Source organism: Nocardioides sp. NPDC006273, assembly GCF_040613495.1.
In the GTDB taxonomy this organism is placed as follows: Bacteria; Actinomycetota; Actinomycetes; order Propionibacteriales; family Nocardioidaceae; genus Nocardioides.
In genome coordinates, this window is sequence record NZ_JBEXSD010000048.1 from 24,525 (window position 1) to 46,132 (window position 21,608).

Consider the following 21,608-nt stretch of genomic DNA (forward strand, 5'->3'; position numbering starts at 1 on the left):
CCCGCGGCGCCGACAGACGCGAAACTCGGGTGCCGTCGGGGGAGTCTGCGCCTACGCTCCGAACATGGCAACCGTGGAGGACGTCCGCTGGCTCGGCTCGACCCTGGAGCGGTCCTACGAGGTCTTCGTACGCGGCCGGCTGAAGTTCCGGGTCGGGTCCATCGTCTATGTCGCCTTCTCCCTGGACGAGACCGAGATGGGTTTCGGGTCTCCGAAAGAGGAGCGCGCCGCCCTGGTTGCGAGCGCACCCGAGACGTTCCACCTGCCCCGGGAGTCGGAGATGCGGTTCAACTGGGTGGAGTCGTCCCTGGCCGCGCTCGACCCGGTCGAGGCGTGCGAGCTCGTCGTCGACGCCTGGCGACTCTGCGTCCCGAAGAAGGTCGCCGCCGCCTACGACCTACGTCATCCAGGCGGCCCTGGACCAGACCTCCCGGAGCCCAGGGAAGGGCGATGATCCTGGTCGGTCTTCGGCCTACAGTCGACCACATGGAGCAGGCTCGCGTACGGCTCGAGGCGGAGCGTCGGCAGACGCTGGCGCGCCTGGGAGATCTGACCGACGACTTCGACGCGGTCGTGGCAGCCTCGCGCGACACCAATGCCGACGACGAGCACGATCCCGAGGGCGCGACGATCGCCTTCGAGCGGTCCCAGGTCCAAGCGCTCGTACGTCAGGCGCAAGAGCATCTCGCCGAGATCGTGGCGGCCATGGCACGTGTGGACGCCGACACGTACGGGACCTGTGAGGACTGCGGTCGGCCGATCGGCGAGGGCCGGCTCGACGCACGCCCGGTGGCACGCACCTGCATCAGGTGTGCCGGGAGGCCGGGGGAGCGGCGGCGCTAGCGGCGGTGCCGGCCGCGCTGGTCACGCATCTCGACGAGATCGTCGTGGATCCGGCGCGCGCGCCGTCTCTCCACCCTCGCCAGCAGGAATCCCGCTGCGGCCGCGAGCACCATCAGGACGATGAGCACCACGACCGTGGCACCCACCATGTCCAAGACGTTGCTCCCCATAGCGAGAGCAGGTACCCGATCTCAGCAGCACACATACCCTCGATGTCGGTTACTGTCAGCCTCAACCGGTGCTCGAGCACCCCGATCCGGAAGAGGTCTGTGATGGTCGTTGCTGGATTGGTGCTCGCCGCCCTGGCGGCCCTGGTGCACGTCTACATCTTCGTGATGGAGTCATTGACCTGGTCGAGTCCGAAGACGCGCGCGGTGTTCGGTATCGGGGCGGAGGAGGCCGAGGCGACCAAGGAGCTGGCCTTCAACCAGGGTTTCTACAACCTGTTCCTCGCCATCGTCACCGTGGTCGGCATCGTCCTGTACCCGGTGTGCTCCGCAGCGGTCGGCGCCGCCCTGGTCTTCGCCGGAGCCGGCTCGATGGCAGCCGCCGCGGCAGTGTTGTTCGTCTTCTCGCCCGACAAGCGCGGCGCGGCGCTCAAGCAGGGCGTGGTCCCGCTTCTCGCCGTCGTCGCCCTGGCGATCAGCGTGGCTCTGAGCTAGCCAGGAACTCGAGCAGCAGCTGGTTGGTCTCCTCAGGGCGCTCCTGCTGGACCCAGTGGCCGCACCGGGGGAGGACCGCCGACCGCGTGAGCCCAGGAAGGGTCTGGTCGAATCGTTCGATCTGGCGTCGGCCGGTGATCGCAGGGCCGTCGTACTCGCCGGCGATGAAGAGGGACGGCACCGCGATCGGCACGTCGCTGAACGCCGCGAGATCCTCCCAGTCGCGGTCGATGTTGCGGTAGCGCGCCAGCGGACCGAAGAAGTCGGAGCCGGCGAACTCACGGGCGTAGAAGTCGACATCGGCTTCGGTCAGCCACTCAGGCATCTCGGCGGGGTAGACGAACTGGTCCGAGAGCTTGTCGCCGCGCGGCACCAGTCCGAGCGCTCCGCGCGGATCCCCGCCCTTTGCGAGCACGCCGTCGCCCGAGATCGAGTAGTAGATGCCGAGCAGCCAGCGGCGTACGTCGGGCAGGATCTCGGCCTCGACGACACCGGGAGTCTGGAAGTAGGAGATGTAGAAGTCTTCGTCGTCGCCACCCGCCTGGGCCATCGCCTCGGTCGGCCGACGGCGTCCGGCTGGGCTGAACGGCACCGACAGACCGGCAACGGCGGTGAAGACGTCAGGCCTCAGCTGTGCTGTCGTCCATGCGATGGGAGCACCCCAGTCGTGACCGACGATGGTGGCTGTCTTCGCGCCCAGGGCGTGCACCAGGGCGACGTTGTCGCCGACATGGCGCAGCATCCGATAGTCCTCGATGGCCCGCGGTTTCGAGGACTCGCCATACCCGCGCACGTCGATCGCGACCGCCCGATAGCCGGCGTCGGCGAGGGCGGCGATCTGATGGCGCCATGAATACCAGGATTCCGGGAAACCGTGGACCAGGAGCACGAGCCGGCCGTCAGACGGCCCTGACTCCACCCAGTGCAGGTCGATTCCGTTGATGTGTTCGTTGCGATGAGCTACAGCGGTGTCGGCCACGGCGGGAGTCTGGCACGTCGTGGCATTTCCGCGATAGTACCCCCTATCGCAGAAATGTTCGAAAAGACTGTAATATCAGGGGATGTGAGCGTACCTGACGAGACGGTGATGTTCGGTGACGTGGTCGAGGACTTCCTGACCGACCGGGCGACACTCACGCGCCGCGGCCTCAACGACAAGTCGCGCAGCGCCTACCGGCAGGACATCGCCGCCTGGGCCCGGCAGCTGCACGTCGACGACGGCGGCGACCCTGAGGTCGACGCACTGGCGCTGGTCCCGATCTCGGCGCTGACCGACCAGAACGTACGCATCGCCTACAGGACGTTGCGGGAGAGCTCGGCCGCAGCGACCTGCCAGCGCCGGGTCGGCACGCTGCGGCTCTTCACGCACTGGCTGCAGCTCGAGGGACATCTGCTGGTGGATCCCACGCTGCGCATCGAGGCGCCCGAGCGGCCGAGCCGGCTGCCGGCCGGCTGGAGCGTCGATGAGCTGCGCCGTCTGGCGCGGGTCGCCTCGACGCCACGCGAAGGCACCGACCGGCGCCGCTGGCCGGCTCGTGACCGGGCGATCTTCGCAGTGCTGGTCACCACCGGCGTACGCGCCGCCGAGCTGTGCGATCTCACCGTCGGCTCGATCCGGCGCGAACCCGACGGCGAGACGCTGGTGCGTGTCATCGGCAAGGGCGACAAGCAGCGCAACCTGCCGATGCCTCCCGAGGCGGTCGACGCCGTCGATGCCTATCTGGCGGAGATCGAGGCGCGATTCGGCAGTCCCGACCCGGCCGACGGTCTCTTCCTGCTGACCTCTGGAAAACGGCTGCGTCCAGGGGCGCTCAACCATCTGGTCGAGACCTGGATCCGCCTCGCCGGCGTCCCGAAGCAGCCTGGCGAGGCCGCGCACGCCTTTCGGCACAGCGCCGCCAAGGGACTGATCCGTTCCGGCGTACCTGTGCCTGCCGTCCAGGGGCTGCTCGGGCACGAAGACCTCAAGACGACCGGGATCTACGTCAAGGCGACGGCTTCCGACACTCGCGACGCCATGCTGCTCTCACCAGCACGCGAGGTGCTGCGGGAGACGGCGGACGCGTACGAGCCGCCTGAGTGATTACGGCTTGACCGCGCGGGTCTGTCACGACGACTGCGCACACCAACGCGCCCGGCAGAAACGCCCTCACCAAGCCTGTTTTCGCGCTGGTACGCCGACCTCAGCTATTCGCCGATAATGCACATTATGTCAAGTCAACCGCGAAAGCACGGCCCCCTAGCGGCTCGCCCGCTCGTGGATCGAGTCGGCGAACGGACTCCACATGAACCACGTCGGGAGCGCTCGGACCAGTCGTGGCAGGCCGGCGACACTGATCAACCCGTCCGCGATGGACTTGTCCCAATGGCAAAAGCCGTTGAACACGTCGGACAATGCGCCTGTGGTGGTCGTGACGACCAGGTCCGATTCGAACCCCGGATGCTGTGTGCACACCGACGCCTCGCCGCGATCCAGCACGATCCAGATGGTCTCCTGCTTCGGAGCCGTGTGCCGGAACTCGATGACGATCCGGCTAGGCGGGAAGCGTTCGGGCCGGATGCGGCGATGCATCCACCACGTCAGCGTCACCACGTCGACATCGTGTGGCCTGATGTCGTCGAACAACCATTCGATCGCCCATTTTCCCAACGCGTCCACGACCCCTTCCATGTCCTTGCCAGCCGGCGTCAGGTGGTACTCACTCCCCTTGCCGGTAGGCGACGGCCAGGTTTCGACCACGCCCATCCGTTCCAGGTGGCGCAGACGTTGGACCAAGAGCGACCGTGAGATGCCGGGCAGGCCTCGGGCGATGTCGTTGAAGCGTACGTTGCCCAGGACGAGCTCGCGGATGATGAGCGGCGTCCACCGATCCGCGATGACCTCGCTCGCCATCGCGACCGGGCAGTAATGGCCGTAATCGGGCATGTTTCGAATCGTCCCACCTCGGGCCCGCCGCCGGAAGTACGAAATCTGTACCGGCGAGGTGGCATCTCGGGACTGGTTGCCGCGAAGTCGGCGAATCACGCTGGCTTCATGACAACTATCAACGAACTCCATGAACACCTGACCCGGGTCATCACGCCCGGAGATTCCGGCTACGACGCGGCTCGAGCCGTCTGGAACGGAATGATCGACCGTCGTCCGGCCGCTGTCGTGCCGGCCGAGAGCGTCGCCGACGTCGTCGCCGCGGTGAACCTCGCCCGCGACGGTGGCCTCCCGCTGGCCGTGCGCGGGGGCGGACACAGCGCGCCCGGTTTCGGGACGATCGATGACGGCCTGGTCATCGACCTCTCCCCCATGCGTTCCGTCGAGGTCGATTCCGTCGCTCGAACTGCTCGCGTGGGCGGCGGCGCGACACTGGCCGACCTCAACGAAGCGACCCATGCGCACGGCCTCGCCATGCCCGGCGGGATCGTATCGACCACCGGTGTCGGCGGCCTCACGCTCGGCGGCGGCATCGGATACCTCACCCGCGGTTTCGGGCTCTCGATCGACAACCTCCGGTCAGCGGACGTCGTCACCGCAGACGGGAGGCTCCGCCGTGCCAGCGAGTCCGAGAACCCCGACCTGTTCTGGGCTCTGCGCGGAGGCAGCGGGAACTTCGGGGTCGTCACGACCTTCGAGTTCGACTTGCATCCGGTGGACCAGGCAGTCGTCGGACTCTTCTTCTACGAGCTGGAGCACGCCGGCGACCTGCTCCGCCTCTTCCGCACCTGGGTGACCGAAGCCGACGAGCGCTGCGGTGGCTTCCCCGCGTTCCAGGTGGCCCCTCCGCTCCCCTTCCTTCCCGAGGAGCGCCACGGCGACACGTTCTGCGTCGCCATCGTCCACTGGAGCGGGCCGACCGAGGAGGGCGAAGCGGCGATGCAGCCGTTCCGTGACCTCGCGCCGCGCGTCGGCGAGATGGTCGCACCCATGCCGTATCCCTGGCTCAACAGCGCGTTCGACGACCTGTTCCCTCGTGGCGTACGCAGCTACTGGAAGGGCAACTACGTCACCGAGCTGACAGACGAGGCGATCGAGGTGCACCTGACCCACGGTCCGAAGGCTCCGAACCCGAGCTCGACGATGCACCTGTACCCGATCAACGGTGCCGCCTCCCGTGTCGGTGGCACGGATACCGCGTTCTCCTACCGCCACGCGACGTTCTCGACGGTCATCGTCTCCGCCTGGCCGGATGCCTCCGACGACGACGCCAACATCGCTTGGGTCCGCGACTACGCCGCCGCGCTCACCCCGCACTCCGAGGCGGGCGGATACGTGAACTTCATGTCCGACGACGACCAGGGTCGCGTCACCGACACCTATGGGAGCAACTACGCACGACTCAAGGAGGTCAAGCGGACCTACGACCCCGCGAACCTGTTCAGCCACAACCAGAACATCACGCCCTGACGGCTGGCCGTGATCTTCGGCCGGATCAGTTCGCGGCGAGCAGGTCAGCGAGCTCCAGGAGATCAGGGGCGACGTAGGTCGGCTCGGCGACCGCGGAGAAGGGCAACCGCCCCTCTCTGCCGAGGAACGCCGTATCCAATCCGGCCATGGCGGCACCTGTCACATCCCAGTCATGGGCGGCAACCAGCATCGCTTGGTCAGCATGCTCGCGCTCCAGCACCATCCGGTACGGCTCCCCCGCCGGCTTGAGCCGTTGAACCTCGTCGGCCGAGTACACCGCGTCCACGAGATCGATCAGTCCGCTGGACCTCAGCTGCGCCTCGGCGACCTCGAGCACCGAGTTGGTCAGGGTCGCGATCCGGTGCCCGTCCGCGCGAAGCCGCCTCAACCCGGGCGCGACGTCAGGATGTGCGGGCAGCGTCCTGATTCCCTCGGCGAGGCGCTCGATCTGGGCCATGGAGACCTCTCCCCCACGCTCGCCGGCGACGTCGCGCAGCGCGGAGGCAGCGAGCGCCCCGAAGGGCACATATCCACCCGCCGCAGTGATCGTCATGGAGCTGCGGATCATCCGGTCGAACCAGATTCGTCGGGCACTGTCGCCGGGCATGCCGACGACGTCCGAAATGACCGGGTCGAGCGCACTGACGTCGAGCAGGGTCTCGTTCACGTCGAGGACGAGCAGCATGGCGACCTCCTAGGGGTACGATAGTTGCCGTACCTCAAGGTACGACACATCTCGTACGTCGTCCAGGAGTTTGCACTGTGGAGTTCACCGTCCCGGATCTGGCCGAGGTCGACCTGGACCGCGTGCTGAAGTCGCTGGCCGATCCGCATCGCCGCCGGGTCGTGCTCGAGCTGCTGGAAGACACCTCGGGCGCCGAGCGTGCCTGTAGCTCGTTCGATCTGCCGGTCAGCAAGTCGACACGTACGCACCATTGGCGCGCCCTCCGCGAGGCCGGCCTGATCCGCCAGCGCGATGCCGGAAATGGCACGTACGTCCGCCTCCGGCTCGATGAGTTCGACGCGCGTTTTCCGGGCCTGTTGAGCACGATCGCCGGGCTGTGACCAGGCCTGACCTCGGTCACCCACGCATTCCTAGACTGTCCGGGTGAGCAGAGCAGCACCTATTGGCGATGCCCGCGCTTCACTTCTGTCAGGGATGCGGCTGGGGGTGCCGTTCGCGCTCGTGGGCTTCGTGTTGAGCCTCTCCTTCGCCGTGCTCGCCCGCCAGGCCGGATTCAGCGTCGCGCAGGCGATCGTCACCTCGGTCATCGTGTTCGCCGGCTCGGCCCAGTTCGCGATGCTGTCGGTGGTCGCGGGCGGTGGCGGGGTGCCCGCTGCACTCGCTGCGGCGGGCCTGATGAACTCGCGCTTTCTGGCGATGGGAATCGCGCTGGCGCCGTCGCTTCCCGGGGGTCCTGTGAAACGGGCCGCTCAGGGGCAGGCGGTCGTTGACGCCTCTTGGGCGCTTGCCAACCGGGGCGACGGCACTTTCGACAGGTGGTTGCTGTTCGGCACGACCGCGCCGCAGTACCTCACCTGGACGCTCGGCTCAGCCGTCGGCCCCGAGCCCCATGCCGATGATCCCGGCCACCTCGACGAGAGCGATCACCGCCGCAGCCGCAGCCGTCATTCCGACCCGGCGGCGCCCGAGCAGCAAGAATGCGGACACTGCGGCTATCACCGTCGCCGTTCCGAGACCCCACCACAGCTGGCCACCGGCAAGCGGATGTCTGGCAACGACGAGGGCGGCGACCACCAGGGAGAGGTGCGTACGTCGCCAGGCGAGCTCGGTTCGCTCCGGCTGCAGGCCCGGGTCTCCCCCGTTCACACCAGCAGGGCCATCGAGACGAGGGCGACGGAACCGAGCACGCCGAAGACCAGGGGAAGCGGTGCCCGGCGGGTGGGGAGGGCGTCTCGCCGGCGGATCGCCCGCTCGCTGCGTACCCAGCTCCACCAGGACCAGGCCGCACATCCGCCGGCGAGGATCGCGAGGCCGAGCGGGGCGAGCACGGCCAGGGCCGTGCCGCCGCCCACCTTCAGGGCGTCGACGGCGACCGCGACGGCGAGGAACGCCAGCGAGGTGCGGATCCAGGCCAGGAACGTACGCTCGTTCGCCAGCGTGAACCTCACGTCGGGCTCCTCTGTCTCGGCGTAGACCCAGCCGTCCAGCCGCCCCCGTCCCGCCCGGTTCACGACGCTGGCTGCGTGACGGCCTCGACGCCCAGGTCAGCCCGAGGACGACGACCTGTCACGCCGGGGACGAGCGCTGCGGTGACGGTGAACAGGATCGTCGCGGCCCAGACGATCGTCATCCAGCGCTCCCAGCCGCCGGTCGCCTCGACCACACGCGGCGCGAAGAGGACCGTCGCCAGGATGAACATGCGGTTGAGCAGATGGTTGAGGCCGAAGGCTCGGCCCTGGATGTCGGGGTGGACCTCCTCGACGTGCTCGGAGAAGCTCGCCATCCACGGTCCGAAGATCGCGGCGAGGGCCACGCCGATGCCGATGAACAGGACGATCACCACGCTGGAGGATGCCTCGCTCCCCCGGCCCATCAGAGCAAGGAAGGCGCCGACGAAGATCGCTGCGGCGACACCGCCGCCGACCATGAAGTTCTTACGGCGCTGAGTGCGGTCCGAGAGCCGGGCGAAGACCAGGCTCAACGCGAGATTGCTCAGCCAGAAGACCATGGTGATCGCCGAGGCAGCGCGGACCGAGATACTGAACTGCTGGACGAGCATGGTCTGGGCATAGGCGTTCATGGTGGCCAGCAGGACGTAGAGGAACGACATCGCGAGCACGTGGGTCCAGAAGGCGCGGTGCGTGAGGAGGACGCGCAGACCCTTCCGGCCCTGCGGCACCTCGACGGTGTGGGCCTCGTGCTCGGTGAGGCGTACGGCGCGGCGGACCTCGGGAGAGAGGTCGCGCAGCGTGAGCGCGATGATGATGGCGCCGACGAGGGCGGCGCCGGCCATGATGAACAGCTGCGAGCGCCACTGGTTGTCGAAGACGCCGAGGGTCGCCGAGGCGACGGCGGCGGCGAGGAAGTTGGCGCCGACCGAGCCCCAGCTCCAGAACGCGAAGGCCTGAGCGCGGCCCATCCGCGGGGTGAAGTCGCGGATCAGCGGCTGCGTCCCGGCGACTGCGACCCCCTCGACGAAGGCGAGCAGTATCCGGGCGAGGGCGAAGTGGCCCACCGAGTCGGCGGTGGCCATGAACAGGCAGGCGCCCGCGGAGAGGAACATGAACGGGACCAGGATCCGCACCCGGCCGACGCGGTCGGCGAGCTCTCCCCCGAGATAGCCGGCGACAGCACCGAAGATCAGGGACGCGGCCGTGATGAGGCCGTAGGTCTTGAGCGACATCCCGAGGTCGTCGAGGAGCAGCGGCAGCACAGGGGCCAGCTGGCCCTCGAACGCCGAAATGAACAAGGCGAGCACGACAACAGCCAGCAGCACACGACGGCGCGCTCCGACTGGATACTCGGTGAGCAGGGTGCGGTAGGACACGGGAATCCGCCCTTCAGAATGTTAGACAGAACGTCTAGTAACGGTCATCACGTCTGACTGTAAGGCGAGTGACCCGCACCACACAAGACACGGTGTCCAGAACTGTGCTCGGATCAGTGCCCGTCGGAGTCGAAACCTGTCGCCCAGAAGCGTCCATGACGCGAGAGCTCGACGAGTGTCTCCACGACCTGGTCGGTCGCCGGACGCGGTTCGGGGGCATCGAGCCACCACAGCAGCACCGCCATCTGCTCACCGACCCACGCTCGCGCCAGCACCTGGAGATCCACCCGAGGGCGCACCGCATTCGCCTTCACCCGGGCGGAGAAGATCTCGTAGGCGCTGGCACTCCAGGCATCCTCGAAGGCGCGCAGGCCGCGCCCGTCCCCTTCGCCCCGCAGGATCATGCGATACGGATCGGGTTGCTGGGTCGCATGCCGGAAAACCTCGGCCACCGGCTCCCCGGTGAAGCCGGCGTCCTCCGGAGCCAGCACCTCGGCCAGTCGCTCCTTCAGCTCCAGGAGCACCGAGGACACCACGTGGTCATAGAGCGCCTCCTTGTCCTTGAAGTGGGTGTAGAAGGTCGCCCTGCCCACGTCGGCCGCGGCGACGATGTCCTCCACCGTCACGGCCGCATAGCCACGCTCAAGCACCAGGGAGACGAGCGCGTCACGGAGCGCCCCTCGCGTTCGCCGGCTGCGCCGGTCCTCAACCACCGTCATGGGCACTGTTCTAGCACTTTCCCGAACGGCTGGACTGTTTCTGGACACTCTGTCTATTATCTTGAGTGACCGCGCCCACAGCAGCGACCCCGACAACCAGGAGGGCACCCGTGAATCTCGGTAGCTATCTCACTCGTACCGCGACCTTCACCCCCGACGCCACCGCCCTGGTCTCCGGCACCGACCGGTGGACCTACCGACAGCTCGAGGACGACACCAACCGGCTCGCCAGCGCCCTGATCGCCCGTGGCTGCGCACCGGGCACTCCGGTCGCCACCCTGGCCACCAACCGCGGTGAGCTGGTCGTGGCGGAGATGGCGATCTGCAAGGCGGGTGCGCTTCGGGTCCCGATCAGCGCCCGGCTCGCCGCCGCCGAGATCGAGCATGTGCTGCTCGACGCGGCGGTGAGGGTCGTCTTCACCGGTGGGCCACACCTCGATCTGGTCCGCAAGGTCATCGACGCGCACGGCCTGGACTGCCTGGTCGTCGACCTCGACAACGGCGGCGCCTCCACGGAGAGCGGCTCGACGGCGTACGACGTCCTGCTCGCCGAAGGCTCCACCGACCCGGTGGCCGTCGACGTCGACGAGGACGCCCCTGCCGTCCTCAACTTCACCTCCGGCTCGACCGGCACGTTGAAGGCGGCGGTCCAGACCGTCGGCAACCGGCTGGCCAACATGCGCAAGCTCGCCATGAACCCCTACGGCTCGCTCTCCGCCGACGCCGTCTACCTCGCCCCCGGGCCGATCACCCACGCCAGCGGCATGGTCATCCTCGGCTGCTTCTTCCGCGGGGCGGCCGTGGTCGTGCTGCCGGCGTTCGACACCGAGGCGTACCTCGACACGCTCGAGCGTGAGCAGGTCACCCACACCTTCGTCGTGCCCGTCATGCTCAACCTCGTCCTCGCCTCTCCCACCCTGCGCGATCGCGACCTCTCGGCGTTGCGGAGCATCACCGTGGGCGGTGCGCCAGTCAGCCCCGCACGGCTGCGCGAGGCCGTCGAGGCGTTCGGCCCGGTGGTCAACCAGGGCTATGGACAGGGTGAGACGACGAGCGCGATCACGTTCCTCAGCGCCGAGGACGTCGTCCGCGGCATCGAGTCCGATCCGGAGCTGCTGCTCTCCTGCGGCCGTCCGGTCTACGACACCGAGGTGATCGTGGTCGACGACGACCACAACCCGCTGCCCGCCGGCGAGATCGGCGAGATCGTGGCGCGCGGCCCGGACTGCGTACGGGAGTACTTCCACGCCCCCGAGGCGACCGCGGAGACCTTCCGTGACGGCTGGGTGCACACCGGTGACCTGGGCCGGATCCGCGCGGACGGCTTCGTCTTCATCGTGGACCGGAAGAAGGACATGATCATCTCGGGCGGCTACAACGTCTACTGCTCCGAGGTCGAGGCCGCGCTCTACGAGCATCCGGCCGTCAGCGAGGCCTGCGTGGTCGGTGTGCCCAGCGAGAAGTGGGGCGAGACCGTCAAGGCGTACGTCTCCCTCGCCGCCGGCACCACCGCGACCGAGGAGGAGCTGCGCGACTCCTGCCGTACGCGTCTCTCAGCGGTGAAGGTACCGCGGATCGTCGAGTTCGCCGAGGCACTCCCTCACAACCGCAACGGCAAGGTCGACCGGCGGGCGCTGCGCGAGCGCGACTGGGCCGGCACCGAGCGGAGGGTCGGCTGAGATGACCTTCTCCCTCACCCCGTCCTACCCTGACAACCCTCGCCTCGACGAGCTGGTGACCCGGCTGCGGGACTACCTCGACGGCGAGCTCGCCGTCTACGAGCGCGACCTCGGCCTGGGCCCGGAGACACCGCTGGACCGCTCGATGCTGGAGCCGGTGTGGCAGCGCAGCCGAGAGCTCGGCTTCTACGGCATCCACCTGCCCGAGTCGCTAGGCGGGCAGGGCCTGAGCTTCACCGAGCTCGCCGCGCTCAAGGAGGAGATCGGCGCCTCCGGTCGTCAGCTCGCCACCAGCGTGCTCGGCGACATGGGCGGCCCGCTGCGGGTCGGCGCGATCTTCGAGCACGCCACCGAGCACCAGGTCGAGAAGTATCTGATGCCGGTCGTACGTGGCGAGCGCGCCTGCTGCTTCTCGATGACCGAGGACGACGCCGGTTCCGACGTACGCCGCATGCGGACGACCGCGACGCAGACCTCGGGCGGCTTCCGGATCAGCGGACGCAAGGTGTTCAGCACCGGCGGCACCTTCGCCGACTTCGCCATCCTGGTGGCCCGGATGGCCGGTGAGGAGGAGTCGTACGCCGCGTTCTTCGTCGACCTCGACTCCCCCGGCTGCCGGGTGCTCCCCGGCGACCTGCCGCTGTCGGGGCAGAACATCGAGAGCGACGTCGTGCTCGAGGACTGCTTCGTCCCGCAGGAGAACCTGCTCGGCGAGGTCGGCCAGGGGCTGCGTATCGCGCTCGGCCGGGTCACCGCGAACCGGCTCTTGCACTGCCCGACCGCGCTCGGCGCGGCCCGCCGCGCGCTCGCCCTGGCCCTCGACTTCGCCGCACACCGCACCGTCTTCGACGGGCTGCTCCTGGAGAAGCAGGCGATCCAGCACCGGCTCGCCGACATGGCCACCGACTACTACGCGGCCCGGTCGATGACCTACGACGCGCTCGCCGATCTCGATGCCGGCAAGCGCCCGCGCATCGAGTCGTTCATGTGCAAGCTCTTCGTGGCCGAGCGGTCCTTCGAGATCGCGGACGCCGCGCTGCAGATGCACGGCAAGGCCGGCATGATCCGGGGCGCGGAGGTCGAGGTGATCTGGCGACGGCTGCGGATGTTCCGGGTGCTGACCGGCTCCTCGGAGATCCAGCGCAACGGCGTCATCCGTGACCTGGTGAAGTCGCTGGGGGCCTGATGAGCAACGTCCACCAAGAAGAGATCGACGCCCAGCGTGGGTTCGTCGCCGCGCTGAAGCCCGGTGTCGTGACCCGGGCCGACGGCTCCGTCGTGTTCGACGCGGACGCCGACGCCTTCCTCGACTCCCCCGCGCCGGAGACGGCTCACGCCGGGCTGTGGCAGCACAGCCGGCTGACCTCGCTGCAGGGCCTCTTCGAGGTGACCGACGGCATCTACCAGCTCCGCGGGCTCGACCTCGCCAACCTCACGATCGTGGAGGGCGAGCGCGGGATCATCGTCATCGACACGCTCACCACGGCCGAGACCGCGACGGCCGCTCTGGGGCTCTACCGCGAGCACCGCGGGAACCGGCCGGTCACCGGGGTGGTGCTGACCCATCCTCATGCCGATCACTTCGGCGGCATCGCCGCCGTGCTCGCGGCAGCTGATGGTGACGTACCTGTCCTTGCGCCGGAGGGGTTCCTGGAGCACGCGGTCTCTGAGAACGTCTACGTCGGTCCGGCGATGGGCCGGCGGTCGGGATTCATGTACGGCAGCCTTCTCCCGGTCGCGCCCGACGGGCACATCGGCTGCGGCCTTGGCCCGCGACTCGCATCGGGGACCATCGGGCTGGCCGCGCCGACCGACTCGATCACCCGCACTGGGCAGACGCGCGTAGTCGACGGTGTCGAGATGGAGTTCCAGCTGACCCCCGGCAGCGAGGCGCCGGCGGAGATGAACATCCTCTTCCCCGGCCGCAGAGCGCTGTGTCTGGCTGAGAACGCCGTCCACACGCTCCACAACATCGTCACCCTGCGCGGGGCGGAGGTGCGCGATGCTCGGCTGTGGGCGCGCTATCTCACCGACGCGATCGACCTGTTCGCCTCCCGCACCGACGTCGCGTTCGCCACCCACCACTGGCCGACGTGGGGTGCCGAGCGGATCGAGACGTTCCTCGCCGGGCAGCGAGACGTCTACGCCTACCTGCACGACCAGACCGTACGCCTCATCAACCGCGGCCTGACACCCAAGGAGATCGCCGAGGAGCTGGTCCTGCCGCCGGCACTGGATACTCAGCCCTCGACGCGCGGCTACTACGGCTCGCTGAGCCACAACGTGAAGGGGATCTACCAGCGTTACCTGGGCTGGTACGACGCCAACCCGGCACACCTGTGGGAGCTGCCACCGGCCGAGGAGGGCGAGCACTGGGTGCGGCTCCTCGGTGGCTCGGCGGCTGCGCTGGAGCATGCCGAGGCGCTGCTCGCCAACGGGAGCACCGGGGAGCTGAGGTTCGCCGCGACGCTGCTCGACCACGTGGTGTTCGCCAAGCCTGACGAGAGCGAGGCGCGAGAGCTGCTGGCCGAGGTCTACACCCGGCTCGGGCACGGCGCGGAGAACGCCACCTGGCGCAACATCTACCTGACCGGTGCCCGGGAGCTCCTCGACGGTCCGAAGGCGCAGCCGCGCGGTGGCGGCCGAGGTCTGCTCGCCGCGCTCTCGGTCTCGCAGCTCCTGGACTCGCTGTCGATCCGGGTCGACGGTCCGCGCGCGTGGGATCTCGATCTCCGGATCGACTGGCACCTGCTCGACCACGACCGCACCCCTGAGGGTGGCTGGTGGCACGCCCGGCTGCACAACGGCGTACTCGTCCACCGGCGCGACGGCGCCGCGGACCCAGCCGCCGGCCTCACCCTGACGCTCACCCGACCTCAGCTCGCCGGTCTGCTCGGCGCTCGGAGTCTCGACGGGATCGAACATTCGGGAGACCTCGGTCTGCTGCAGCGGCTTCTGGGGGTGCTCGAGGCGCCCGACCATGCCTTTCCGATCGTCACCGGATAACCGCCGGACGGCCACCGACACCCGTGGCACCATGTGCCCCGTGACCGACGACACCCCCGCAACAGGGCTGACCGAGCTGCACGCCCGCCGCTTCCTGACCACGGATGCGGCGCGACCCGACAAGGTCGCCCGTTGGCACGCCAAGGGGCGGCGTACGGCCCGGGAGAACATCGCCGACCTGGTCGATCCGGGCTCGTTCGTCGAGTACGGGAGATTCATCACCGCGGCCCAGGAACAGCGCCGTGACCTGGCCGATCTCGTGGTCGAGACCCCTGCCGACGGCATCGTCGGCGGCACCGCGACCGTCGCCGGGATGCCGTGCGGGGTGCTGTCCTACGACTACCTGGTGATGGCCGGTACGCAGGGCATGCGCGGGCACCGCAAGTCGGACCGGCTGATCGAGGTCATCGGCCGAATGCGGCTGCCGGCAGTCTTCTTCACCGAGGGCGGCGGCGGTCGTCCCGGCGATACGGACATCCCGCTGGTCTCCGCGCTCGACGTCGGCTCGTTCGCGCTGTGGGGCGAGCTCGAGGGTGTCGTGCCGCGTATCGCGGTCGTCTCCGGGCGCTGCTTCGCCGGCAACGCGGTGCTCGCCGGCTCTGCCGACCTCCGCATCGCCACGCCGGACGCCAACCTCGGCATGGCCGGCCCGGCGATGATCGCCGGCGGCGGGCTGGGGAGCTTTGCGCCGGAGGAGATCGGCCCCGTCAAGGACCAGAGCGCCAACGGCGTCATCGACCTGCTCGCCGAGGACGAGGCGGCGGCCGTCCAGGCGGTACACGCCATCCTGTCCTACCTCGGGCCGGCCGCCGAGGGCGGCGAGGCCGATGACCAGGCCGACCTGCGTACGCTCCTCCCCCACAACGACCGCGAAGCCTTCGACGTACGCCCTGTCGTCGAGGTCCTCGCCGACATCGACTCGGTCACCTGGCTTCGCGAGGCGTACGCACCGGAGCTGGTCACCGCGCTGGCACGCATCGACGGGATCCCCGTGGGCGTGGTCGCCAACCAGTCCACGCACCTGGCCGGCGCGATCACCAGTGAGGCGTCAACCAAGGCCGCCGACTTCCTCGCGCTCTGCGAGCGCTGGGGCCTACCCGTGGTCTCTCTGGTCGACACCCCGGGCTTCATGGTCGGCCCCGAGGCCGAACGCGGTGGCCTGGTCCGGCACGCGTCCCGGATGGTCGTCGCCGGCGCTCAGCTGTCGACGCCGCTCGTCGGGGTGATCCTACGGCGCGGCTACGGCCTCGGCGCGCAGGCGATGCTCGGCGGAAGCACCCACCGTCCGCTGCTCACCGTCGCCTGGCCCGACGCGCATCTGGGGCCGATGGGCCTGGAGGGCGCCGTACGCCTCTCCATGGCCGCCGAGCTCGCTGCGATGCCCGAGACGGAGCGAGAGGAGCGAGTGGCCGTATTGACCGAGGACTACCGCAAGCAGGCCAGTGCCCTCAATGCGGCGCGGATGTTCGAGATCGACGACGTCGTCGACCCGGCCGAGACCCGCGCGATCATCGCGGCGACGCTGCGCCGGGCAGGATAGACCGACACTCAGATGGCCTGCAGGCGTGGCACCAGGTCGACCAGCGAGGTGGTCCACGGCACCGGGTCGACGTACGGAGTCGGCATCAGCCCGACGAGTGTGATGCCCAGGGCTGCGTACTCCTCCATCGACCTCAAGAAGGCGTCCGGGTCCTGGACCGAGGGGCCTTGGAAGAGCATGGTCTTCTCGATCGCGTCGTAGTCGGTGCCGAGGTCGTCGCAGTGGCCGCGCAGCACCTCGAGCTTGTGCCTGACGGTCTCGACCGCCTCGGGGCTGGGGCCGCCGAAGAGGTTGGTGCCCTGCCCGTGCTTGGCGACCAGGCGGAGCGTCTTCTTCTCACCTCCCCCGCCGATCAGGATCGGGACCGTGCCGTTGACGGGCTGCGGGAGCGAGATGGTCTCGGTGAGCTGGTAGTGCTTGCCGTCGTAGGCGCCATCGTTCTCCGACCACATCTGGCGACAGATCTCCAGCGTCTCCTCGAGACGCTCGAACCGCTCGGCGGTCGGCGGGTAGGGCACGCCGAGACCCTGGTGCTCCCGCTCGTACCAAGCCGCGCCCATGCCCAGGAGCGCACGGCCTCCGGAGAGCCGGTCGAGCGTGGTGACGGTCTTGGCGAGCAGCCCGGGGTGGCGGTAGGTCACTCCGGTGACGAGGAGGCTGAGGCGTACGTTGTCGGTGATCCCGGCGAGGTAGCCGAGCGTGGTGTAGCCCTCGAGCATCGGCTCGAAGGGGCCGCCGGCCTGCTCCATCTGGAACCAGTGGTCCATGACGGTGAACAGGTCGACACCGCCCTCGTCCGCGATACGGGCCGTCTCGGTCAGCTTGTCGGCGAGCGTGGTCTCCCACTCTGGGTGGGTGAAGGTGAAGTAGTGGAGTCCAAGATCCATACCTCAGACGCTATGTCTTCGAGCGCGCTCGAAGACAAGCCCTATCGGCTCACCTGCCAGCGAGCAGCCCACTCCTTCCCGGCGAGACGGCGAGCGGGAAGGAATCCGTGCCGGGGAACCTTCTGTCCCTACAGACCACATCGAGGAGGCGCTTCCACATGACGTTCGATCCGCACGAGCTGCTCGCCACGACCCGCCACGGGATCCTGGCCACGATCAAGGCCGACGGGCTGCCGCAGCTCTCACCGGTGTGGCAGTACTACGACCGCGAGCGCAGCGAGATCCTGATCTCGACCCGCGAAGGCTTGGTGAAGACCAAGAACCTGCGACGCGACCCACGGGCGGCGATCGAGGTCGACGGTCCCGGCGGGCGGTCCTGGGCGACTGCCGAGGGCAATGTCACCCTCACCGGACCCGGCGCCTCTCTCGACAGCCCCGAGGTCGACGCGCTCGTCGACTACTACCGCCGAGGCGCCGGCGAGCACCCCGACTGGGACGAGTATCGCGAGGTGATGGTCAGCGATCGACGGGTGCTCATCACCATCGAAGTCTCGAAGGTCTACGGCGCCGACCTGGGCTGATCCGCCGCGCCGGACACGCCTCGGGCTTGAACGAGGCCAGATCGTGAGGAATGGTGGGGAGGGTACTCCGAACCCAACCACGGAAGATCTCGACATGCTTCAGCTGACCGAGAACGCCACCACCATCGTTCGCTCGATCTCCGAGCAGGCCCAGGGCGCCGGCCTCCGGCTCGCCGCCAACGCAGAACCGGACGGTGCTTTGAGCGCCGCCCTGGTCCCCGAGCCCGAGGGTGCCGACCAGGTCATCGAGCAGGAGGGTGCGCGGGTCTTCCTCGACCAGGGCGCCGCCGCCGAGCTCGACGACAAGGTCCTCGACGCCGGGATGGATGACTCCGGCAACGTACAGTTCGGGATCTCTCAGCAGGGCTGATCCCGACCCGCACACGCCGGGGCGCGCCGCATCCGTGGTGCGCCCCGGCGTGCGTCATTCTGCCGCGAACCGACGCGACGCGCGCGTAGGGTCGACTGACATGAGCACCGCTGGCGTACCTGCCTGGTTCCATCTCTTCCTCGATGTCCCGCGTCCGAGGTGGGAGGAGGCAGTCGAGTTCTGGTCCGCCGCGACGGGCTGGGCGGTCTCGCCGCCTCGCGGTGAGGACAAACAGTTCGTCACCCTCGTACCGCAGACGGGCGACGCCTGGCTGAAGATGCAGGCCATCGAAGAGGACGAGCCGCGGATCCACATCGATCTCGACGCCGTCGACCGCGACGCGGCGCTGGAGCGGTCGGTGTCGCTCGGGGCGAGCTCGGCGTGGACCTACGACGGCGTTCCGGTGATGCGCTCCCCCGGCGGCCTGCTCTTCTGCCACACGCTCGGCGAAGGCACCACGCCGAGCTGCGCGCGGGCGGAGCCATCGCGAGTGCTCGATCAGATCTGCATCGACATTCCTCGCTCCCGTTGGGAGCAGGAGGTGGACTTCTGGACGGAGATCACCGGACGGACTCCCGAGCAGACGAAATCCCCGGAGTTCGTACGCCTCGCCGACCCCGACCCGCACGGCGGGCTGCGGATCCTCCTGCAACAGCTCGACGACGAGGCCGGCGAGGTCCGAGCACATCCGGATCTCGCGGTGGCCGACCGTGCCACGGAGACGTGTCGCCACGAGGCGCTCGGCGCCGAGACCGTCGGCGTCTCCGAGTGGTGGACGGTGCTGCGTGCTCCGTACGGACAGCTCTACTGCCTCACCGATCGTGATCCGCTGACCGGCCGGGTGTCCTAGCGCCCGTCGACTTCACCGGCCCTTGGGCTGAAAACCTCCCGTACGCCGCCGAGATCTACGTGAAATAGGGTTCATGTGCCTCGGACATGACCGCACCAAGGGACCCGCCGAGCGATGACCCGGCCACTGACCAGGCGTACCGCGCTGGGGGCGGCAGGAGCTGGGCTCCCGATGGCCTCGATGTCGTCGTCGTTCACGGGTTCGAGTGGTCCCTGGCTGCAACCGTGAGTCTCGTTCCTGAGAAGGCGGCTCGGAGCCTGAAGATGCGCTGAGGGTGGGCGTCTTGGCCGTGGTTGTGAGCCGTGGCTGTGGCACCCTGGCCAGGTGAACGAGGTTTGGTACGTCGTCGGGCTGGTCGCGGTCTCCGTGGCAGTGCTCGTGCTCGGGGTGTGGTTCGTGCGGCGGGAGATCCGGGACGAGATCTCCCCGGTGCCGCTGCTGTGGACCGGATACGCGGTCATGGCGGCGTTCGTCGTCCTCGGTGTGCTCCGCACCTCCTGGGTGGTGCTGTCATGAGGACCCGTGCGGCCATTCTCAATGAGTCCAGCCTGGGCTGGATCGGTCTCGCCGGCCGCCTCTACCTCGGCTTCGTGTTCCTCGCCGCCGGTCTCGCCAAGCTGCCTGAGCCGGCGATGACCGAGCAGGCGGTCCGCGGCTACCAGCTGCTGCCGTGGCAGCTCGCGCCTGCGTACGCCATCGCGATGCCGATCGCCGAGGTCGTGCTCGGGGTGATGTTGATCCTCGGGCTGTTCACTCGGACGGCAGCCGTGGCGACCGCCCTCGGACTGTGCTCGTTCATCGTCGGGATCACCGCTGCGTGGGCGCGCGGGCTCAACATCGACTGTGGGTGCTTCGGCGGTGGCGGCGCCTCGGCCGACCCCACCTATCTCGCCGACACCCTGCGCGACCTGGGCTGGCTCGCGATCGCGGTCTACCTGATCGTCGTGCGCCGCACCAAGCTCGCCCTCGACAACCTGCTGTTCCGGCGGGGCGCTCCGTCGGCCGACGACTACAGCGAGAGCTCGAAGAAGACCGAGTTGGGGTCGAGCACGTAGCTGCCGAAAGGCGGGCGCTCGGTGAAGCCGTTGCCCGCGTAGAGGCGCCGGGCCGGCTGGTAGAAGGGTTCGGTCCCGGTCTCCAGGAGCACCCGGCGCCCGCCCCGTGACCTGGCCTCTTCGACGAGGTGGCGGAGCATCGCGGTCGCGACGCCGCGGCCGCGGGCTGCTGCCGTGGTGCGCATCGACTTGAGCTCGTAGTCGTCGTCGCCGAGGGACTTCAGCGCTCCACAACCCACCAGCTCGGTGTCTTCCCAGGCCGACCAGAACGCGATCTCGGGCACCTTGAGTGCCTCGAGGTCGAGCGCGTGCACCGATTCGGCGGGCGTCACCGCGTACATGTCCTCGAGGTGGTCTTCGAGGATCCGGATCACCTCGGGGCGGGTCAGGTCGTCGAGCTCGAATCGCAGGGAAAGCAGTGGCACAGCTGGAGGCTAGCCGAGCCCTCCCCTGTCTCGGCGTTCTGGGTCAGGCCGAGGTTGGTGCAGTATCGCGTCCTGCGAAGAGGATGTGCGATAGTGCGTTGCGCCGATGCTGGAGACGAGTGTGGGCGGCCTCGCCACGCGGGGTCGGTCGCGGGTGGATTCGGACGGCTCCCCTAGCATCTGGGCATGCTGACTCGTACGCTCTCGGCCACTGCCGCCGCTGCCCTGCTCCTGACGCTCTCCGCCTGCGGCTCGGACTCCTCCGGCGACTCCGGCTCCGGAGAGGCGAAGGAGAGCAAGGGCCCGAAGTCGAGCGAGTCCAGCGACTGGAAGTCGATCGTGAAGCCCGGCTCGACCAACTGCACCTACTCCGAGGACCCGATGGGCGCCTCGAAGGAGGTGGACGCGCCGGAGAAGACCGCGCAATACACCGGCAAGGTCGCCGCGACCATCAACACCTCCGTCGGCCCGCTGGCGATCTCCCTCGACGCCGACAAGGCGCCCTGCACCGTCAACTCGTTCCTGTCGCTGGCATCGCAGGACTACTACGACGGCACCAGCTGCCACCGCCTCGGCAACAACCCCGGCTTCGAGCTGCTGCAGTGCGGCGACCCGACCGGCGAAGGCACCGGCGGCCCGGGCTACACCATCCCCGACGAGTTCGAGGAGAGCGACACCTTCCCCGCCGGCACCCTCGCGATGGCCAACACCGGCCAGCCCAACTCCGGCGGCAGCCAGTTCTTCATGGTCTTCGGCGACACCCAGCTCCCGCCCGCCTACACCGTCTTCGGCACCCTCGACGAGGCCGCCATCAAGACCCTCCAGGAGGTCGGCGCGGCCGGCGTGGCCGAGGCCGGCGGCGACGGCACCGGCGCCCCCAAGAAGGCTGTCGAGTTCGAGAACATCACCGTCGGCTGACCCTCTCTCGCCGAGTCCGCACTTATGGCGGGCCGAATCAGTAGTTGTGGGCGACGAAACTCTAGTTTCGTCGGACAGCGGCCGGCCGGTCTGGTGCTCGGTCGCGCCCTCATGGCCTCGCTCATCGTCGGGTAGGTGAACCCGGTTCTTCTCCCACTGGTAGAG

26 protein-coding genes and 1 pseudogene are annotated in these 21,608 nt (G+C 68.7%); 17 read left to right on the forward strand and 10 right to left on the reverse strand.

The genetic code is table 11. From position 1 onward, the window contains the following. Positions 1-64 precede the first annotated feature (64 nt). Entirely contained in the window at positions 65-454 is a 390-nt protein-coding gene (locus tag ABZZ22_RS19480) for a hypothetical protein (protein WP_354934461.1), read from the forward strand. A gap of 32 nt (positions 455-486) precedes the next feature. Next, the gene (locus ABZZ22_RS19485; protein ID WP_354934464.1) at positions 487-843 is read left to right on the forward strand and encodes a TraR/DksA C4-type zinc finger protein; all 357 of its coding nucleotides are present in this window, start codon (positions 487-489) and stop codon (positions 841-843) included. Here the strand turns inward: ABZZ22_RS19485 and ABZZ22_RS19490 are convergent. Continuing rightward, positions 840-1,013, reverse strand: a complete 174-nt coding sequence (locus tag ABZZ22_RS19490) for a hypothetical protein (RefSeq protein ID WP_179657818.1) — start codon at positions 1,011-1,013, stop codon at positions 840-842. The genes ABZZ22_RS19485 and ABZZ22_RS19490 overlap by 4 nt on opposite strands. A 102-nt stretch (positions 1,014-1,115) precedes the next feature. Here ABZZ22_RS19490 and ABZZ22_RS19495 point away from each other — a divergent pair, with 102 nt between their 5' ends. Beyond that, positions 1,116-1,505 carry a DUF1304 domain-containing protein gene (locus ABZZ22_RS19495; RefSeq protein ID WP_354934467.1) on the forward strand — a complete coding sequence of 130 codons (390 nt, stop codon included), beginning with the start codon at positions 1,116-1,118 and terminating at the stop codon, positions 1,503-1,505. On the opposite strand, the gene ABZZ22_RS19500 is transcribed toward ABZZ22_RS19495, so the two are convergent. After that, positions 1,486-2,484 (reverse strand): alpha/beta hydrolase, encoded by a 999-nt coding sequence (locus ABZZ22_RS19500; RefSeq protein ID WP_354934470.1) that lies wholly within the window; start codon positions 2,482-2,484, stop codon positions 1,486-1,488. The genes ABZZ22_RS19495 and ABZZ22_RS19500 overlap by 20 nt on opposite strands. Before the next feature lie 84 nt (positions 2,485-2,568). On the opposite strand from ABZZ22_RS19500, the gene ABZZ22_RS19505 reads away from it, so the two are divergent. Beyond that, positions 2,569-3,588 (forward strand): tyrosine-type recombinase/integrase, encoded by a 1,020-nt coding sequence (locus tag ABZZ22_RS19505; RefSeq protein ID WP_354934473.1) that lies wholly within the window; start codon positions 2,569-2,571, stop codon positions 3,586-3,588. A gap of 156 nt (positions 3,589-3,744) precedes the next feature. Here the strand turns inward: ABZZ22_RS19505 and ABZZ22_RS19510 are convergent, their stop codons facing one another. Beyond that, the gene (locus ABZZ22_RS19510) at positions 3,745-4,431 is read right to left on the reverse strand and encodes a helix-turn-helix domain-containing protein (protein ID WP_354934476.1); all 687 of its coding nucleotides are present in this window, start codon (positions 4,429-4,431) and stop codon (positions 3,745-3,747) included. A gap of 108 nt (positions 4,432-4,539) precedes the next feature. On the opposite strand from ABZZ22_RS19510, the gene ABZZ22_RS19515 reads away from it, so the two are divergent. Further along, on the forward strand, positions 4,540-5,901 hold the full coding sequence (locus ABZZ22_RS19515) for an FAD-binding oxidoreductase (RefSeq protein ID WP_354934479.1): 1,362 nt from the start codon (positions 4,540-4,542) through the stop codon (positions 5,899-5,901). 25 nt (positions 5,902-5,926) lie between these two features. Here ABZZ22_RS19515 and ABZZ22_RS19520 read toward each other — a convergent pair whose 3' ends face one another. Then, the gene (locus ABZZ22_RS19520; RefSeq protein WP_354934482.1) at positions 5,927-6,586 is read right to left on the reverse strand and encodes a haloacid dehalogenase type II; all 660 of its coding nucleotides are present in this window, start codon (positions 6,584-6,586) and stop codon (positions 5,927-5,929) included. Positions 6,587-6,663: 77 nt separating this feature from the next. On the opposite strand from ABZZ22_RS19520, the gene ABZZ22_RS19525 reads away from it, so the two are divergent. After that, complete coding sequence (locus ABZZ22_RS19525) at positions 6,664-6,966, forward strand: helix-turn-helix domain-containing protein (RefSeq protein ID WP_354934485.1); 303 nt, start codon at positions 6,664-6,666, stop codon at positions 6,964-6,966. Positions 6,967-7,060: 94 nt separating this feature from the next. Next, positions 7,061-7,405, forward strand: a pseudogene (locus ABZZ22_RS19530) (AzlC family ABC transporter permease); the annotation flags it as partial. A gap of 48 nt (positions 7,406-7,453) precedes the next feature. Here the strand turns inward: ABZZ22_RS19530 and ABZZ22_RS19535 are convergent. From ABZZ22_RS19535 to ABZZ22_RS19550, 4 genes are all read right to left on the reverse strand, one after another. Then, positions 7,454-7,732, reverse strand: coding sequence for a DUF202 domain-containing protein (locus ABZZ22_RS19535; RefSeq protein WP_354934488.1), 279 nt, complete (start codon positions 7,730-7,732; stop codon positions 7,454-7,456). Next, positions 7,729-8,034: a DUF202 domain-containing protein gene (locus tag ABZZ22_RS19540; protein ID WP_354934491.1), complete on the reverse strand. Its 306-nt coding sequence runs from the start codon at positions 8,032-8,034 to the stop codon at positions 7,729-7,731. Before ABZZ22_RS19540 ends, ABZZ22_RS19535 begins: the two co-directional genes overlap by 4 nt. A 59-nt stretch (positions 8,035-8,093) precedes the next feature. Further along, on the reverse strand, positions 8,094-9,413 hold the full coding sequence (locus ABZZ22_RS19545) for an MFS transporter (protein ID WP_354934494.1): 1,320 nt from the start codon (positions 9,411-9,413) through the stop codon (positions 8,094-8,096). Between the two features lie 113 nt (positions 9,414-9,526). Next, positions 9,527-10,132 carry a TetR/AcrR family transcriptional regulator gene (locus tag ABZZ22_RS19550; RefSeq protein ID WP_354934497.1) on the reverse strand — a complete coding sequence of 202 codons (606 nt, stop codon included), beginning with the start codon at positions 10,130-10,132 and terminating at the stop codon, positions 9,527-9,529. A 110-nt stretch (positions 10,133-10,242) separates the two neighbouring features. On the opposite strand from ABZZ22_RS19550, the gene ABZZ22_RS19555 reads away from it, so the two are divergent. From ABZZ22_RS19555 to ABZZ22_RS19570, 4 genes are read left to right on the forward strand one after another with little or no spacing between them, the layout of a single operon-like run. Next, a complete protein-coding gene (locus tag ABZZ22_RS19555) occupies positions 10,243-11,811 on the forward strand; it encodes an AMP-binding protein (RefSeq protein WP_354934500.1) in 1,569 nt (522 codons plus the stop codon). Position 11,812: 1 nt separating this feature from the next. After that, entirely contained in the window at positions 11,813-12,997 is a 1,185-nt protein-coding gene (locus ABZZ22_RS19560; RefSeq protein WP_354934503.1) for an acyl-CoA dehydrogenase family protein, read from the forward strand. Further along, a complete protein-coding gene (locus tag ABZZ22_RS19565; protein WP_354934506.1) occupies positions 12,997-14,817 on the forward strand; it encodes an alkyl sulfatase dimerization domain-containing protein in 1,821 nt (606 codons plus the stop codon). Before ABZZ22_RS19560 ends, ABZZ22_RS19565 begins: the two co-directional genes overlap by 1 nt. 40 nt (positions 14,818-14,857) lie before the next feature. Next, complete coding sequence (locus ABZZ22_RS19570) at positions 14,858-16,357, forward strand: carboxyl transferase domain-containing protein (protein ID WP_354934509.1); 1,500 nt, start codon at positions 14,858-14,860, stop codon at positions 16,355-16,357. Between the two features lie 8 nt (positions 16,358-16,365). On the opposite strand, the gene ABZZ22_RS19575 is transcribed toward ABZZ22_RS19570, so the two are convergent. Then, entirely contained in the window at positions 16,366-17,244 is an 879-nt protein-coding gene (locus ABZZ22_RS19575; RefSeq protein ID WP_354934512.1) for an LLM class F420-dependent oxidoreductase, read from the reverse strand. A gap of 158 nt (positions 17,245-17,402) precedes the next feature. Between ABZZ22_RS19575 and ABZZ22_RS19580 the strand changes: the two genes are divergently transcribed. The 5 genes from ABZZ22_RS19580 (at position 17,403) to ABZZ22_RS19600 (ending at position 20,100) form a co-directional block, all read left to right on the forward strand. After that, positions 17,403-17,825, forward strand: a complete 423-nt coding sequence (locus ABZZ22_RS19580) for a PPOX class F420-dependent oxidoreductase (protein ID WP_354934515.1) — start codon at positions 17,403-17,405, stop codon at positions 17,823-17,825. A gap of 94 nt (positions 17,826-17,919) precedes the next feature. Then, on the forward strand, positions 17,920-18,195 hold the full coding sequence (locus ABZZ22_RS19585) for a Fe-S cluster assembly protein HesB (protein WP_292650964.1): 276 nt from the start codon (positions 17,920-17,922) through the stop codon (positions 18,193-18,195). Positions 18,196-18,295: 100 nt separating this feature from the next. Then, positions 18,296-19,045: a VOC family protein gene (locus ABZZ22_RS19590; protein WP_354934518.1), complete on the forward strand. Its 750-nt coding sequence runs from the start codon at positions 18,296-18,298 to the stop codon at positions 19,043-19,045. Positions 19,046-19,369: 324 nt separating this feature from the next. Further along, on the forward strand, positions 19,370-19,561 hold the full coding sequence (locus ABZZ22_RS19595) for a hypothetical protein (RefSeq protein WP_354934521.1): 192 nt from the start codon (positions 19,370-19,372) through the stop codon (positions 19,559-19,561). Beyond that, positions 19,558-20,100 (forward strand): MauE/DoxX family redox-associated membrane protein, encoded by a 543-nt coding sequence (locus ABZZ22_RS19600; RefSeq protein ID WP_354934524.1) that lies wholly within the window; start codon positions 19,558-19,560, stop codon positions 20,098-20,100. The genes ABZZ22_RS19595 and ABZZ22_RS19600 overlap by 4 nt, the downstream gene beginning before the upstream one ends. Here ABZZ22_RS19600 and ABZZ22_RS19605 read toward each other — a convergent pair. Next, a complete protein-coding gene (locus ABZZ22_RS19605; RefSeq protein ID WP_354934527.1) occupies positions 20,055-20,525 on the reverse strand; it encodes a GNAT family N-acetyltransferase in 471 nt (156 codons plus the stop codon). The two genes, ABZZ22_RS19600 and ABZZ22_RS19605, sit on opposite strands and share 46 nt — an antisense overlap. A gap of 186 nt (positions 20,526-20,711) precedes the next feature. On the opposite strand from ABZZ22_RS19605, the gene ABZZ22_RS19610 reads away from it, so the two are divergent. Beyond that, on the forward strand, positions 20,712-21,443 hold the full coding sequence (locus ABZZ22_RS19610) for a peptidylprolyl isomerase (RefSeq protein WP_354934530.1): 732 nt from the start codon (positions 20,712-20,714) through the stop codon (positions 21,441-21,443). Positions 21,444-21,608 lie beyond the last annotated feature (165 nt).